The sequence below is a fragment of the Yoonia sp. genome, from assembly GCF_965660735.1.
Lineage (GTDB): Bacteria > Pseudomonadota > Alphaproteobacteria > Rhodobacterales > Rhodobacteraceae > Yoonia.
In genome coordinates this window covers 67,655-81,575 of sequence record NZ_CBFIBD010000005.1, presented here as the reverse complement: position 1 = coordinate 81,575, position 13,921 = coordinate 67,655, and the positions used below count along the sequence as shown (strand labels likewise).

Annotated in this window: 14 protein-coding genes; 5 read left to right on the top strand and 9 right to left on the bottom strand. The window is 61.0% G+C overall.

The window, feature by feature from the left end:
* Positions 1–145: 145 nt before the first annotated feature.
* Entirely contained in the window at positions 146–1,042 is an 897-nt protein-coding gene (locus ACTG4B_RS04100; protein WP_439154414.1) for a UTP--glucose-1-phosphate uridylyltransferase, read from the bottom strand.
* A gap of 462 nt (positions 1,043–1,504) precedes the next feature.
* Between ACTG4B_RS04100 and ACTG4B_RS04095 the strand changes: the two genes are divergently transcribed.
* The 3 genes from ACTG4B_RS04095 to ggpS are packed head-to-tail and all read left to right on the top strand — an operon-like array spanning position 1,505 to position 4,904.
* On the top strand, positions 1,505–2,638 hold the full coding sequence (locus ACTG4B_RS04095; protein ID WP_439154413.1) for an NAD(P)H-dependent glycerol-3-phosphate dehydrogenase: 1,134 nt from the start codon (positions 1,505–1,507) through the stop codon (positions 2,636–2,638).
* The gene (locus tag ACTG4B_RS04090) at positions 2,635–3,408 is read left to right on the top strand and encodes an HAD-IIB family hydrolase (RefSeq protein WP_439154412.1); all 774 of its coding nucleotides are present in this window, start codon (positions 2,635–2,637) and stop codon (positions 3,406–3,408) included. The genes ACTG4B_RS04095 and ACTG4B_RS04090 overlap by 4 nt, the downstream gene beginning before the upstream one ends.
* A gap of 2 nt (positions 3,409–3,410) precedes the next feature.
* Positions 3,411–4,904, top strand: coding sequence for a glucosylglycerol-phosphate synthase (gene ggpS, locus ACTG4B_RS04085; RefSeq protein WP_439154411.1), 1,494 nt, complete (start codon positions 3,411–3,413; stop codon positions 4,902–4,904).
* A 91-nt stretch (positions 4,905–4,995) separates the two neighbouring features.
* Here the strand turns inward: ggpS and ACTG4B_RS04080 are convergent, their stop codons facing one another.
* The 7 genes from ACTG4B_RS04080 to ACTG4B_RS04050 form a co-directional block, all read right to left on the bottom strand.
* On the bottom strand, positions 4,996–5,397 hold the full coding sequence (locus ACTG4B_RS04080; RefSeq protein ID WP_439154410.1) for a hypothetical protein: 402 nt from the start codon (positions 5,395–5,397) through the stop codon (positions 4,996–4,998).
* A 13-nt stretch (positions 5,398–5,410) separates the two neighbouring features.
* Positions 5,411–7,048 carry an ABC transporter transmembrane domain-containing protein gene (locus ACTG4B_RS04075; protein WP_439154409.1) on the bottom strand — a complete coding sequence of 546 codons (1,638 nt, stop codon included), beginning with the start codon at positions 7,046–7,048 and terminating at the stop codon, positions 5,411–5,413.
* Entirely contained in the window at positions 7,045–8,091 is a 1,047-nt protein-coding gene (locus ACTG4B_RS04070; RefSeq protein ID WP_439154408.1) for a hypothetical protein, read from the bottom strand. The genes ACTG4B_RS04075 and ACTG4B_RS04070 overlap by 4 nt, the downstream gene beginning before the upstream one ends.
* Positions 8,088–8,891 carry a hypothetical protein gene (locus ACTG4B_RS04065; protein ID WP_439154407.1) on the bottom strand — a complete coding sequence of 268 codons (804 nt, stop codon included), beginning with the start codon at positions 8,889–8,891 and terminating at the stop codon, positions 8,088–8,090. Before ACTG4B_RS04065 ends, ACTG4B_RS04070 begins: the two co-directional genes overlap by 4 nt.
* Entirely contained in the window at positions 8,888–9,508 is a 621-nt protein-coding gene (locus ACTG4B_RS04060) for an aspartyl/asparaginyl beta-hydroxylase domain-containing protein (protein WP_439154406.1), read from the bottom strand. The genes ACTG4B_RS04065 and ACTG4B_RS04060 overlap by 4 nt, the downstream gene beginning before the upstream one ends.
* A 234-nt stretch (positions 9,509–9,742) precedes the next feature.
* Entirely contained in the window at positions 9,743–11,068 is a 1,326-nt protein-coding gene (locus ACTG4B_RS04055; protein ID WP_439154405.1) for a sensor histidine kinase, read from the bottom strand.
* Positions 11,065–11,724: a response regulator transcription factor gene (locus tag ACTG4B_RS04050; RefSeq protein WP_439154404.1), complete on the bottom strand. Its 660-nt coding sequence runs from the start codon at positions 11,722–11,724 to the stop codon at positions 11,065–11,067. The genes ACTG4B_RS04055 and ACTG4B_RS04050 overlap by 4 nt, the downstream gene beginning before the upstream one ends.
* Positions 11,725–11,864: 140 nt before the next feature.
* On the opposite strand from ACTG4B_RS04050, the gene ACTG4B_RS04045 reads away from it, so the two are divergent.
* Both ACTG4B_RS04045 and ACTG4B_RS04040 read left to right on the top strand, forming a co-directional pair.
* Entirely contained in the window at positions 11,865–12,263 is a 399-nt protein-coding gene (locus tag ACTG4B_RS04045; protein ID WP_439154403.1) for a PepSY domain-containing protein, read from the top strand.
* Between the two features lie 9 nt (positions 12,264–12,272).
* On the top strand, positions 12,273–12,884 hold the full coding sequence (locus tag ACTG4B_RS04040) for a cytochrome b/b6 domain-containing protein (RefSeq protein WP_439154402.1): 612 nt from the start codon (positions 12,273–12,275) through the stop codon (positions 12,882–12,884).
* Positions 12,885–12,937: 53 nt separating this feature from the next.
* On the opposite strand, the gene ACTG4B_RS04035 is transcribed toward ACTG4B_RS04040, so the two are convergent.
* Positions 12,938–13,753, bottom strand: coding sequence for a c-type cytochrome (locus ACTG4B_RS04035; RefSeq protein WP_439154401.1), 816 nt, complete (start codon positions 13,751–13,753; stop codon positions 12,938–12,940).
* Positions 13,754–13,921 lie beyond the last annotated feature (168 nt).

Here is a 13,921-nt window from a genome sequence, read left to right as displayed (position 1 = left end):
CCTGTCAAGGGGGCAAAGGTCAAGCGGTTTTCAGGAAAATAGCGCGATGGGCCCTGTTGAGTGCGATCTGACGCCCGCTGACAACGGGCGTGCGGAGAGTGGGTGTGACGGGTTGCGCGGTCAATTGGCCCCGCGCAACATCTGTTCAGGCGGCTGTCGGGGAAGACTGGGTTCTGAAAAACCTGTCCAGAACCGCGTCAAATGCCGGATCCTGACCGGCAAGATGCAACTCGGCGGCCAACATTCCCTGCTTTGATCCACAATCGAACCGCTGCCCCGAAAATTCAAACCCTGACAGCCCGCTTTCAGCGATCCCTGCTGCAATCGCATCGGTCAGTTGAATTTCGCCGCCTACGCCGGGCGCCTGTCGCGCAAGCGCATCAAAGATCGACCCATCCAGAATATATCGGCCGACGACAGCCAGTGTTGACGGCGATTTTTCGGGGCTCGGTTTTTCAACCATGCCGTTGGCCTTGATCATGCGCCCGGCGCGCGACAGCACGGACAACACGCCATAGCTCGATACTTCGTCGCGGGGCACATCCATTGCGGCCACCAGATGGCCGGAATCGCAGGTGGGGTAGGCGGCGATCATTTCTGACAGACACCCCTTTGGGCCAAGGATCAGATCATCGGGCAAGATCACGGCAACGGGGCCGGGCAGCACATGGTCGCGTGCGCACAGCACCGCATGGCCCAGACCCAGCGGTTCGTCCTGCATCACGAACATCACGTCGTGCAGATCTTCGTCGATAGCGGCTTCTTTCAACTCGCGGGCAAGCCGGGCCTTGCCGCGTTCACGCAAAGTGGCGCGCAGGTCTTTATCGTCCAGCACGTGACGTTCGATCGCGGATTTGGAAGGGTGGCTGACAAAGATCATCCGCTCGACCCCGGCATCGCGGGCTTCGTTGATGGCGTATTGGATCAATGGCGTGTCGATGACCGGCAGCAGTTCTTTCGGGGTGGCCTTTGTCGCAGGCAAGAACCGCGTGCCCAGTCCGGCGACGGGAAAAATGGCTGTCTTGACGATACCTTCGGACATGTCACGAAACTCCTTTATTTGGTTGTGCCGCAGTGCAGCGATTAACGCTAACCTATGCACTGAAGCGAGAATGTCAAAAAACGACATTGGTGCATGCTATACCTGCATCGGCTTGTAGGGGGTGATGAGAAGGTCAAAATTGCTGCCGTTTCATAACGGCGTGTTTCTAAAATACTTTAAAAACAGAATGTTAAATATTACTTGTTCCTTTTGCACCTTGCCAAAGCTTAGTATATACCGTTTGTTTCTTGTGAGTATACAGTTGGAGCGAGATAAAAAATTTACCCATTATGCGCAAAAAATAGGCATATGCGACGCGAGTAGGCAGAAATAATGTCGTTTTTTGACTATCCTTGTTGAAGCTGCTATCGCCACGCTTAACTACATCTCAGGCGGTATGTGATCAGTCGGGGGATCCTGGCCGGGGTCGCCGAAAGCAAGCAAAGGTATGGATGGATGAACATGACACCAACACCAAGCCCCCCCCGGCCGGATTGCCGGCCTTACGATCGTATGGCGGTGATTGGTGCGGGGTCGTGGGGCACGGCTCTTGCTGCGGTGGCGGCTGTGGCAGGTCGCGATGTGCGCCTGTACAGCCGCGACGAACAGGTCGCAGCAGCGATCAACACGGGACACGTCAACGCCAAATACCTGCCCGATGTGCCGCTGCCCCACTCATTGACCGCAGTAACAGATATGGCTGCCGCACTCGACGGTGCACAGGCGGTGATGATGGTGGTTCCATCGGGTGCGGTCCGTGCTGTCGCGGCAGAAGTGGCCGAACACATCGCGCCTGGTGTGCCGGTCGCCATCTGCACCAAGGGGATTGAACCTGTGACCGGCCTGCTGATGACGCAGGTCGCCGAACAGGAATTGGGCGCGCATCCGCTGGGCACCGTATCGGGACCGACGTTCGCACGCGAAACCGCGCTTGGCCATCCGACTGCCGCCAGCGTGGCGTTCCCCTTTACCCACCCGGACCGCCTGGCCCCGCATGAAAGCACCGCCGCCCGGTTCGCACATTCGCTGAGCACGGAATCGTTCCGCACCTATATTTCCGACGATTTGGTCGGCGTTGAAATTGGTGGCGCGGTCAAGAACGTGATTGCCATCGCTTGCGGAATGATGACCGGCGCGGGTTTTGCCGAAAACACGCGTGCCGCGCTGATTACGCGCGGTATGGACGAGATGAAGGTTCTGGCCGAGGCGCTGGGCGGTCGCCGTGAAACGGTCACTGGCCTGTCGGGTGCCGGTGATCTGACGCTGACCTGTTCCAGCACGACATCGCGCAACATGTCGTTGGGTGTGCAACTGGGGCAGGGGACAGCGCGCGCCGATTGCTTTGATGGCAAACCCGTGGTCGTCGAGGGCGAGGCGAACGCCGCATCCGTCATCGACCTTGCACGGCGCGTGGGCGTGTCGATGCCGATCTGTGAAACTGTTGATGCGGTACTGACCGGGCGCGCCGAACTGCGGCAGGCGTTCCGCGACCTTTGGACGCGCCCGATCGAGGCAGAGCCCCGCGCGCTTGGTATTTCATTTGCCAATCCGGTGGTGGTTGATGCCACGCCTGTGACTGACGAAAGACTGATATGACCCATAAGACAATTGAACAAATGGCCGGGTGCCGCATGGTGCTAGCCACAGACCTTGACGGCACCTTTCTGGGGGGCACAGACGCGGATCGAGACGCACTTTATGACTGGATCGAACAGCATCGCGCAACGGTCGGGCTGGTGTTCGTCAGCGGACGTGATCCGGAATTCATCGAAACCTTGTGCAGTGATGGCCGTGTGCCGTGGCCCGATTTCGTTGTCGGCGATGTGGGCACGACGATTGCCCAGATGAAGAACCGCAAAGTTTCGCCGATTGCAGCACTCGAGGCAGAGATTGCGAAAACATGGGCCGACCGTGGCGCGCGGGTGCGCGCTGCGCTTGACGGGCATCCGGGCCTTGCGCTGCAACCCACGGCATTCCGCTATCGCGTCAGCTATGACATGGACGCGCATGCGTTCGATGACCGCGCACTGCAAATTGTGCATGATCTGGGTGCGGACGCGCTGATGTCCGACAATCGTTTCTTTGACGTGCTGCCGCGCGGGATCAGCAAGGGGCCGTCGCTGTTGCGGCTGGTCGATCATCTGGGCGTGGCGCAAACCAGTGTGCTGGCGGCGGGCGATACATTGAACGATCTGTCGATGCTGGTGGCTGGCACCCCGGCTGTGGCTGTCGGCGGCGCGGAAGAACCGCTGCTAGACGCGCTGCCCGATGCAGCCCATATTCACCGGGCCACGGCTATCGGGGCCGGCGGTATCATGGAAGCGATCGCGCATTTCGATCTGCATCCAGCCATGGAAAGGGTCTGAATATGGCCTCTGATCTTGTCATCGTCTATCACCGCCAACCCTATGAAGAAGCGGTGGAAAACGGCAAAACCGTCTTTCGTGAAAATTCCAGCCCCAACGGGATCGTGCCGACGCTGAAAAGCTTTTTCGGTAGCGCCGATCACGGCGCGTGGGTTGCGTGGAAACTGGCCGATGACCCCGCCAACCCCGGGTTCGATACGGATGTTGAAATCGACGATGCCTATGGCCGCTATACCGTGTCGCGCCTGCCCCTGACCAAAGAACAGGTCAGCAGTTTCTACCATGTGTCATCCAAAGAGGCGTTCTGGCCGATCCTGCACAGTTTCAAGGAAAAGTATAACTACGATCCCGTTGACTGGCCCACGTTCCGCGAAGTGAACTGGTCCTTTGCCGAGGCAGCCGCCCGCAAGGCAAGCCGTGGCGCGCGGGTCTGGGTGCATGACTATAACCTGTGGCTGGTTCCTGGCTATCTGCGCCAGTTGCGCCCTGATGTAACGATTTCATTCTTTCACCATACGCCTTTTCCCGCAGCAGACATGTTCAATGTCCTGCCGTGGCGCAAGGAAATCGTGGAAAGCTTGCTGGCCTGCGATGTGGTCGGATTTCACATTCCGCGCTACGCGGCGAATTTCCTGTCGGTGGCGCGCAGCCTGTTCGATGTCAATACGCTGGAGCGCCACCCGGTTGATCGCGCCCGCATTTCCGAAGGCACCGCGCTGAGTGAACGCAGTGCGCCGACGCTGATCGAATTTGAAGGGCGGAAAATCGCAATCAGTTCATCCGCCGTGGGTGTGTCGGTTGATTTCATCGAAAAACGCGCCAGCGACTCTGATGTGCAGGCCGAGGCCAGGAAGATCAAGGAAGAGATGGGCGATGCAAAGCTGATCATCTCTGTCGGGCGGACGGATTACACAAAGGGCGGGATGGCCCAGCTGGAAAGTTTCGAACGTGTGCTGGAAGCCAACCCCGATCTGCGCGGCAAGGTGCGCCTGATGCACGTCTCAGTCTCCGCCAACCGCAACATGATGGCCTATGAAGATACCCAAGCCGGGCTGGAAGAGGCTGCAGGCCGGATCAACGGGCGCTTTGGCACACTGGAATGGCAGCCGATCGCGCTGATTTCGCGGGCGATCCCCTTTGACGAACTGATCAAATACTATCTGGCCGCCGATGTGGCGTGGATCACGCCGCTGGCGGATGGCATGAACCTTGTGTGCAAGGAATATGTCGCAGCGCGCACCGACAATGATGGTGTGCTTGTGCTGTCGGAATTTGCCGGTGCCGCTGTCGAGATGGGGTCGGCAGTAATCACCAACCCCTTTTCCTATCGGTCCATGGATACAGCGATATTGCAGGCACTGCACATGCCCGCCGAAGAAAGGCGCGAACGCATGGTGGCCCTGCGCGAGGTCGTGAAGCGCTATTCTGTCAGCGCATGGGGCCGCGATCAGCAGCGCGCGTTTGAAGAGGCAGAGGCGCGCAAGCAGGCCGGTTGAACCGCCGGAATGCGGATGTGGCATTAACCCAAAGCGGGACCGCCGACTTTCACCTGTCAGCGGTCCCCTGATAATGCTGTTTGTCCGGCGGTCAGAGCCGGGCGGGGTTGCCAGCTACAAGAACGGACCGGTCAGTGATCTCGTTATCCTGCACCCAATCGATCTGGTTGCCCTTGCGATACATCGTGACGCAACGTTCATTGCCACTGCCAAAGGTCTGCCAGCGGCGGCAATATTTGTCACCCCTGATCCGCCACACGCCGGCCTCTGTCCGGCCCTGATAGACAATGCGCATCATCGAGCTGCTGGGATAGTAGATGACATAGTCACCGTCCGAGTCCGTGCCATCAAGCGAATTGCCGACCAGCGCCGTGCGGATTTCAGCACCCGACATCTGGACGTAGCCCTCGGTCACAAGTTCATCACCTACGGTTGCGCAGGCTGCAAGAAGGCCTGCGCTGGCAAGCAGTGTGAAAAATATCCGTCGTTTCATGTGTTTTTTCCTTTCAGGTTTTTGGATTTGGGAGGGTTGTGTGATGACCACGCGGCACATCGGGGCCGATTTCCCCGGCCGGAGTCGGATGGATCGTTCTTTCGGCATTCAACGCGCCACCAGCCAGCGTGGTGGCAAACAATGCCGCGCTTTCGATGCTGCGAAAATGTGCCGCCAACGCGGCTATGTCCGCAGCACCAAGGCCGATTTCGTCAGCATCGATCAGCGCCAGGGCGGGGCGCGCCAACAGCGCGCGCGCCAACAGAACCCCCCGCGTTTCGGCGACTGAGAGATTGCGCCGGCCTTCATCAATGCGCCCGTCAAGCCCGCCAACACGCGTCAGCAGTGGCCCGAGGCCGATTTGGTGCAGGACATTGCAGATCTCGGTGTCCGGTGGTGTGCGTCCCGTACCCAACAACACGTCGCGGCGCAGCGAACCGCGCAAGGTCGGTGACGCACCGCCAAGATAGATCATTTCCTGTGGGTCCAACTCTGTTGGTTGCCGCCCGAGAACCCGCATTTCGCCCGCCTCGCGGTCTTCCAATCCTGCGGCAAGCATCAGCAGGCGACTGGCCGATGCGGTTTCCAGGCCTTGTAGTAGGCGCACCTTGCCACGCGCCAGTTTCAGATCGACAGGTACGCCATCAAGCGGAACGCCCTGGACGACCAGCGCGGCGCGTCCGGTGCGGGCGGAACGCAAGGGTTTGCCCAGCCGGTCGATGCGTGGCGCTGCCAACGCTTTTTCCAGCTTGTCGGACGCGATCAGCCAACTGTAGCGCCGGTCACGAATATCGGCGATGTGCCGCATCGGGCGGACGATCATCGACAAGGTCATCAGGGCCGCGACGGTTTCGCCGATCGGGATGCCGAAATGCAGGCAAAGCCACAGAGTCAGCGCGCCTGCCAGCCCCGATGCTGCATCGGGCATTGCCCGGATCGCTGCGGACAGATGTGCGCGTGTCATCGCCGCGTCGATAATCTTGGCCGACTGTGCGCGCAGCACCTTTTTTTCAATGCCAAGGCGGCCCGAACGGCGCAGCGCGGTGGCCTGTTGCAGCCTTTCGGCCATTGATGCCGCCAGCCGCGCGCGGTTCTTTCGCAGAGCGCCATGTGCGAGGCGCAACCGCGGGCCGAGCCGCAGCATGACAGCAAAAGCGAGCGCCAGCGGCAAGGCGGTGGCCAGCCCAAGCCGAAAATCTATTGATATCAGCACCAAAAGAGAAACCGGAAGCATGACCGCCGCCGAAATCGCACGGGCCAACCCGACACCAACCCAGTTTTTCAGTGCGGTCAGATCCCCCACATAGCGCAGCGACAGGGCACCTGCACGCCGCTGGGTCAGCCAGGATGCGGGTGCCTTGCTCAGCCGCAGAAACAGCGCTTCGCGGGTTTCGGCGACATAACTTTGGCCGACCCGTTCGGCCAGCACCCGCTCGGCATAGCGCAAGGTTGCAAAACCCACGCCTGCGGCGGCCAGCATGAACAGCGCAACGACGGGCATCGCCGCATCGCCTTGCCTGACCGAGCCGATGGCATCGCGCACTGCGATCGCAGAAACGACAAGCATGCCGCCTTGGCCAAGCGCGGCAGCGGCGAGCCAGACAAACGGCCACCATCGGTCCCCGCCAGCGATGTCGGGCAGTCGGGTCATGCGGCCGCTGCCGTTGGGCGCGACATCTGCAAGATGGCCGAGGCCGTTGCCGGATCGGCCAGAGTATCGCGGTCCAGAACCGGCAGTGACTGCGATGTGGCTGCGGAACTGCGCGTCATCAGACCGGTCAGCGCAACGGGATGGTAATGCAGCGCATCAAGCCGGGCCAAGCAGGCTTCGGCTGCCAATGGATCGGACGCTGCCAGCAGCATTGCGTCGCTGATGCGGCCCAAGGTCGGACGCGCCAGCAGTTCGGCGGTTTCGACCTGTCCGATCCCATCGGCTATTTCGACAACGGCGACGTCACAGCCTGCGTTTGCGGTTTCAGCGACAAGTCTTTCCAGCGCCGTCTCGACCCGATCCAGCGGCTGGCGAAAAGTGGCCGCCATGCCCGTATCGGTAAAGTCCAGAACGCGTGCCGCACCAGCAGCGGCATACAAGTGCGTGTCGCAAAAGGCCGCAGTACCCGTCGCCTTGATCGCGCCAACCCGCAAACCCAGCCGCGTCAACCCGTTCACCAGGCCCGCGACGGCGTCGGTCTTGCCCGCGTTCATTCCACTGCCCAACACGGTGATCACTGCTTTGGGGCGACCGATCACGCCAAGTGGCAGGGCAAAATCCGCCAGCGTCAGCGGTGCGCTGTCCGCGCCCAAAAGCCGCCCGTGCAGTCGCAGCCGGGTGGCAGGCTTTATTGCGCCATGGCGGGTTTCCTCGAGGCCGGCCACGCCACCCCCTGCAAGCAGATCAAGCGACCGGTCCTTGCGCACCCCTGCCCGGCCGATGAATTGGTCGGTTGCGAACCTGTCACCGGCTGCGAGCACGACAAGGTCGCCTGGAAACAGACGCGAATACCGGCCATCGCAGAGCTGGATGCGGCGGTGCTGGCTAATCTTTTTCACCTCTACCAATAGCAGATCACCAGAGCGGATGTCCTTTGGATCGGTGTCGAGCCCGGTGACGCTGTCCGCGCGGACGCGGCGCGTGGAATGGCACCATTTGACGCGGTCAAGTTGGGTGGGCGGGGCTGTTCTTGTGACAGTCATGCGACGTTCCTTTCACGTTCCGGAAGGCATGCTCCCGGCAAAAAAATTTTGGTCAGACCTGCGGTGGCACAGGCGGTAAAGTCGTGCCCGCAGCCGGCAAGCACATCAAAGTCGATCCGGTCGGGCAGGCCGTGATCCTTGGCCGCGTCAGACAACGCTGCAGCCCAGCGGTAGGCACGGGTCAGCCGATCGTGGCCTTGTTGTGCGTCAATGCGCGGGCCAGAGCGTGTGTTGACATCAACGGTGCAATCCTGTGCGCCCACGCGGATAACGATATCGCGGTCCAAGAAGGCGCGCAGATTCGTGCGCAACCACAGCGATGCGGCCTTGGGCCCTTCCTTTGATGGACCCATGCCATAGGGAAAGGCCGCTTCGTCGGGGAAGGTCCACCAACCGGCAGACGATACCGTCAACCGCCGGATCCGGTGCGGGTAAAGCCAGGTGAACCGATGCGCGAACTGCGCGCCGCCCGAGAAACCCGCCAGGTCCACGGGGCCCTTTGCGATCCTGTCTTCGGATTCCAGCGCGGTCAGCAGATCAAGAAATGCCTGGTCGGCGCGATTGCGGCAGGCGGCACGCTGGTATTGTGGCCAATGGTCCCTGTCGAAAATCGGCAGCACGACCATGCGGCCTGTTGCCTCGGCCATCGGGGCAAGGCAGCGGGCCATTTCGTGAACATCCCGTGCGATTCCATGCACGCTCACCAAGGGTTGGTCGTGCCTGCACTGACTGGGGTGCAGGATCAGCGCATCAGGGACGCGTCCGGAAATACCGCTGCGAAATTCGGTTGCGATCTTCATGTCGCAGACCCTGCTGGTTGTGTTTCGGACTGCGCCGTCCGCGCTGCGACGCGTGCGGCTTCTGCCCGGCTGCGGTTGGCTTGGGGCAGAAGATCGAAAATCATGTGGATGCGATCCTCGTCCCCGTCGTTGAACGCCTCGTGCATCTGGTCATTGTCGAACCACCACAATTCGCCTTCCTGCATGCGCACCTCTTCGTCGCCAGCCTTGAGCCATGATCCTGCCGCAGACTTGAGAACAAAGTGATAACGCCCGCGCAGGCGGTAATATTCCCCACGATCGATATGTGGATAAACGCGCTTGCCCGCAGGCAAGCAGACGATCTTGGCCCGGCTCAGGTCACAGCCCAGTGTCCGGGCGGTTTCTTCGATGAATGTGCGGGCGCGCGGATAGGCGTTCGCGGTCGTGGTCCAGCGGCTTTCATGCACGTCGCGCCGCTTGCGTCCCAAGATCATCGACTTGCGCAGACCTCGCAGCGGGATGGCCAATGCCTCGCGCTGGACCGCGATCTTGTCTTGCCGACCGGTCACCAGTGCCCATGCATCATCGTGCGCTGCGATTTCGTCAAGAAACGGGGCCGTGTCGATTTCAGATTTGATCCGTTTGAAATACTGCATCTTGGTATCCTTTCATTGCCAATGCGACCTGTCCGTGTCGCCGTTGCCCTCTTGTGGGCGGCATCGCTGACGTGAACCTTACGGCACCAGCAAAAGTTGTGTCAGGTTGCTGTCAGGCTAGGGAATGGGAACAAGATGTGCCCTGTGCGTTAGCAAGGGGTGCTGTCTGGCTTGGCGGCCTGCCTGTCGGGGCGGGCCATCACGCGGCCGGACGGGCGCCGAGGGATCGGATTGTTACGTTTCGACAAGCGGCAGACGAATCGTCGCGGCGACCCCGCTGTCGGAACCCGGTCGGGGCGAGCGCAGTTGCAGTGGCGCATCAACACGCCGGGCGATTGCGGCGACGATGGCAAGGCCAAGGCCGCTGCCCTCGGCTGTGCCATGCCGGGCGAAACGGTCTGTCAGCCCTGCCAGCGTGTCGGCAGGCACCACCGGGCCATCGTTGGCGACGCTCAGTTGCCCGTCGGGCGACAGGGCGATATCGACCTGGGCGTCTTTTGCCCCGTGGCGCAGCGCATTGTCGATCAGGTTTCGGGCAATGATCGCAACTGCGTCCACGTCAAGATCGGACATTACGGGCGTGTCGGGCAAACAAAGCGAAAGACGGTCGCGCGCCCCTGCAATTTCGTCCGTGATGATGCGCAGAACAGGGCGCAGATCCGCAGGGGTGTCTGTGCGGAGCCGTCCACCTTCGGCGCGGGCAAGCTGCATCAGCCGTTCCGCCGTGCGGGTCAACCGCTTGAGCGTGGCTTCGATGGCCTCGGCCCGACTGGCCGTGGCAGCGTCGCGCGTCTCGGATCTGAGCCGCTGCGCCTGCGCGATCGCGCCAGCAAGGGGGGTCCGCAATTCATGGGCGGCATTTGCGGCAAACGCACGTTCTGCCTCAAAGGCATTTGAAAGCCGGTTCAGCACATCGTTGATCGTTTCGGCGACCGGGCGCAATTCGGCGGGCAGGTCGGCGACGGGCACAGGCGACAGGTCATGCGCACCCCGGTCAGCCAATCCCGCACGAAACCGGGTCAGGCCTGATAGCCCAAGGCGCACCAGCACCACGACCGCGAGCAATGTCAGTGGCAAGAAAAGCAGCACCGGAAGGACAAGGCGGCCGGTCATCTCTGCTATCGTCTCGTCGCGTTCTTCCAGCGGTTCGGCGACGGTCATGCGAATGGTGCCGCGCAGCGTGGCCTCGCTATAGAAACGGTGCGTCGCGTTTTGTGCGAACCCCGGACCTTGCCAGTCGGGGAACAGGGCCGGATCGGCACTGTGCGACTGTAACAGGATTTTGCCGGTATCGTCGCGCACGATATAGGTAAAGAATTCCGCGTGTTCACTGATCGGGGCAAGGTGCTGGACCCCGTCGGAGGGGTCACGGTTGATGATTTCGGTCACGGTCAGCGGCAACAGGCGCTGTGTCGTTTCCATTAAACCAGAATCGAATACCTCGGATACTTCGTGGCGCAGATCGGTGATCGTCCAGGTTGTGGCGGCAAGCCAAAGCGTGGTCAGCACCACACCCAACCAAAGCGCCAGACGCGCCTGCAGGCTGTCGGCCCATCTCATGGTGTGCCCAGCCGATAGCCCATGCCGCGCTCGGTCACGATCACATCACGACCCAGTTTCTTGCGTAGGCGGCTGACATGGACCTCGATGGTATTGCTTTCGACTTCTGCATCGAAAGCATACAGTTTTTCTTCGAGTTGCGGCTTGGACAAAAGCTGTCCTGGCCGCGTCAGGAGTGCTTCGAACAGGGCCCATTCGCGCGCCGTCAGGACCACCGTGCGGCCCGCGCAGGTTACCCGCCGCGCCGCGAGGTCGATTTCCAGATCGCCCAGAACGACCAGCGGGTTGGGGTTTCCGGAATAGCGCCGTGCGACCGATCCGATGCGCGCACCCAGTTCGGCCAGATCGAAGGGCTTGACAAGATAGTCGTCGGCACCGGCATTCAGCCCGGCAATGCGGTCTGACACCTGATCAAGCGCGGTGAGGATGATCACAGGCGTTACGTCGCCGCTTGCCCGCAGCCTGCTCAGAAACGGGACACCGCGCCCGTCGGGCAACATCAGGTCAAGCAGGATCAGGTCAAACCCGGCCCCGCGCAGCGCGTCCTGCGCGTCGTCCAGTCGGGTGACCCAATCAGGGGAATGCCCGTCGCCCGCTATCTGATCGCGGATCGCCCCGCCAAGGGTGGTGTCATCCTCAATCAATAGAATCCGCATGGGTGGTCCACCTTCCTTGTATCTTGTCAGTCTTATCTGCTTCTTTTCTGAAGTGAAGCTGAACCGGAATTTTTGCGGCCTTCATGTTCCCGTCAGGTGCGGCATTGATAAAAGAGCATCACACACCTAGGAGATTTATCATGCATCGCACGTTTGCCTGCGTCGTCTTCGCAGCCGCACTGGTCGCTGCCGGGGCGGCATCCGCCGACGACAATGAATGCGACATCGCCATGTCGGAATGGCAGCCGAAAGAAGCCGCCGCGGCCTATGCCGAGACGCTCGGTATCAGGGTCCGCAAGATCAAGATTGATGATGGCTGTTACGAAATCGACGGTCGCGATAGCGATGGCAGCAAAGTCGAGATCAAGCTGGAGCCCGACACGCTGGTCCTGCGCGCCCTGGAAGTCGCGTTTCGTGACGGCGCGGATCCGTCGCGTTACCTTGATGGCGCGCGCGGGCCTGCCCCCATGACGCCCGGCGTTCCAGCCGACAACCCGCTGATGACCCCGGGCAGCGCACCACAAGTCAATGTGAACTGAGGTGGCGTGATGATTCGCGTTTGGGATATCTTTGTACGGATCTTTCACTGGAGCCTCGTGGCCGCTGTCGCTGTCGCGTGGCTGACGGGCGACGAATGGGACGATCTGCATGTCATCGCTGGCTATGTCGTGGCCGGCCTTGTCGCTGCGCGGCTGGTGTGGGGGCTCGTGGGCGGCAAATACGCGCGCTTTTCGCAATTCCTGCGTGCGCCGGGCACTGTCCTGGCCTATCTGCGCGATGTGCTTGCACGGCGCGAGCGTCGGTATCTGGGCCACAACCCCGCCGGGGCTGCGATGATCGTGGCGCTGTTGCTGGTGCTGGTTGGCACGGCGCTCAGCGGGTGGCTTTTGGAAAACCCCGTGCGTCTGGCGCAGATGCCGGACCTGCCCCAGATCATCGCCCCCGCCTATGCCGACGGCAATGACGACAGGGACCGCGATGAGGGCGGGGGGTCTGAAATTGTCGAGGAATTGCACGAAGTGCTGGCGAATTTTCTTTTGATCCTGATTACCCTGCATGTGGCGGGCGTCGTCCTTGCCTCGGTCCGTCACCGTGAAAACCTTGCCCGCGCGATGATCACCGGGGACAAGCGGACACCCGAACCGGGCGATGTCGTCTGACGCCCGGTAGCGATATATCCCCCTGCCCACGGATCATGGGCAGGGGGCATGGATCAATCGTCGATGCCTGTTGGCAATGTCGCGATGTAGTTCAACAGGCTGATCCGGTCCTGCACCGAAAAAGCACGCACATTGATCATCGCGACACCGGGATGTGCATTCGAGATCTTGTTGAACACCTCATCAGGGAGCGCGGCAGCCTCGGTTCCGACAAAGTTGTGTTCGTCACCACTGCCCCAATCCATCGCACGTCCATCAAACCCGTGGCACGCGGCACAGGTCGTCTGGAAAATGGCCCGTCCGCGATCAAAGTCGCCCGATCCGGGGATAACCGTCCGGGTTTCAGTGTCGATAAAGTTGTGCATATCGACTAGCCCCTGGCTCAGGAATGTCGCCACCCGCAGCAGTTCTGCATCATTGATCATCTCGACCGTATAGGGGTGGTTTTCGTCCCTCAGCGTCGCCAGCAGGGATTCGGGCGGCCGCCCGCGCGCACCAAAGACCCCCTTGATTCCGGTGAAATGGCTGCCCTTGCCATAGACGCCGTCCGCACCTGCATAATCCCAGCCGTGGCATTCCTTGCAGCGCCACGTGCCGGGCCCGTCCTGTTCGGCGGTTGCCGGATAGGCCGGGTTGGTGCCTTCGGGCATATCCCGATCCAGGGCTTCCCACCAGTTGTCATAAATCCTTCCGCCTGCCGCAAGGGTCCATTCCAGCGACTGAACCTGGGGTGCGCCATGGACAAAATCCTGTTGGTGCGCGCCATGTTCCTGCGGTTCTTCTGATACATCGGCCACCGCAACGCCCCACGGTTGCAGCGCGAGCGTAAAGACGAATGCGGCCCCGATCCACGTTTTCGAAATTGTCATACTTGTCTCCTTCCCTTGGTTGTCTTTCCCGGGACAGGACACGAACGCCCGATGCTGCGCGCGAAAGACACAATGCGCAAAGTAACTTCCCACAAACAATGTCGGCGGTGGCCAAGCGTTCACGCAACGATAAACTTCTGGCCTAAACAGCGTAATACCGCTTAATTA

What these genes read in the sequence shown, in the direction of transcription:
- ACTG4B_RS04100 (WP_439154414.1), bottom strand. Translation starts at nt 1,042, where the DNA reads ATGTCCGAAGGTATCGTCAAGACAGCCATTTTTCCCGTCGCCGGACTG.
- ACTG4B_RS04095 (WP_439154413.1), top strand. Translation starts at nt 1,505, where the DNA reads ATGACACCAACACCAAGCCCCCCCCGGCCGGATTGCCGGCCTTACGAT.
- ACTG4B_RS04090 (WP_439154412.1), top strand. Translation starts at nt 2,635, where the DNA reads ATGACCCATAAGACAATTGAACAAATGGCCGGGTGCCGCATGGTGCTA.
- ggpS (WP_439154411.1), top strand. Translation starts at nt 3,411, where the DNA reads ATGGCCTCTGATCTTGTCATCGTCTATCACCGCCAACCCTATGAAGAA.
- ACTG4B_RS04080 (WP_439154410.1), bottom strand. Translation starts at nt 5,397, where the DNA reads ATGAAACGACGGATATTTTTCACACTGCTTGCCAGCGCAGGCCTTCTT.
- ACTG4B_RS04075 (WP_439154409.1), bottom strand. Translation starts at nt 7,048, where the DNA reads ATGACCCGACTGCCCGACATCGCTGGCGGGGACCGATGGTGGCCGTTT.
- ACTG4B_RS04070 (WP_439154408.1), bottom strand. Translation starts at nt 8,091, where the DNA reads ATGACTGTCACAAGAACAGCCCCGCCCACCCAACTTGACCGCGTCAAA.
- ACTG4B_RS04065 (WP_439154407.1), bottom strand. Translation starts at nt 8,891, where the DNA reads ATGAAGATCGCAACCGAATTTCGCAGCGGTATTTCCGGACGCGTCCCT.
- ACTG4B_RS04060 (WP_439154406.1), bottom strand. Translation starts at nt 9,508, where the DNA reads ATGCAGTATTTCAAACGGATCAAATCTGAAATCGACACGGCCCCGTTT.
- ACTG4B_RS04055 (WP_439154405.1), bottom strand. Translation starts at nt 11,068, where the DNA reads ATGAGATGGGCCGACAGCCTGCAGGCGCGTCTGGCGCTTTGGTTGGGT.
- ACTG4B_RS04050 (WP_439154404.1), bottom strand. Translation starts at nt 11,724, where the DNA reads ATGCGGATTCTATTGATTGAGGATGACACCACCCTTGGCGGGGCGATC.
- ACTG4B_RS04045 (WP_439154403.1), top strand. Translation starts at nt 11,865, where the DNA reads ATGCATCGCACGTTTGCCTGCGTCGTCTTCGCAGCCGCACTGGTCGCT.
- ACTG4B_RS04040 (WP_439154402.1), top strand. Translation starts at nt 12,273, where the DNA reads ATGATTCGCGTTTGGGATATCTTTGTACGGATCTTTCACTGGAGCCTC.
- ACTG4B_RS04035 (WP_439154401.1), bottom strand. Translation starts at nt 13,753, where the DNA reads ATGACAATTTCGAAAACGTGGATCGGGGCCGCATTCGTCTTTACGCTC.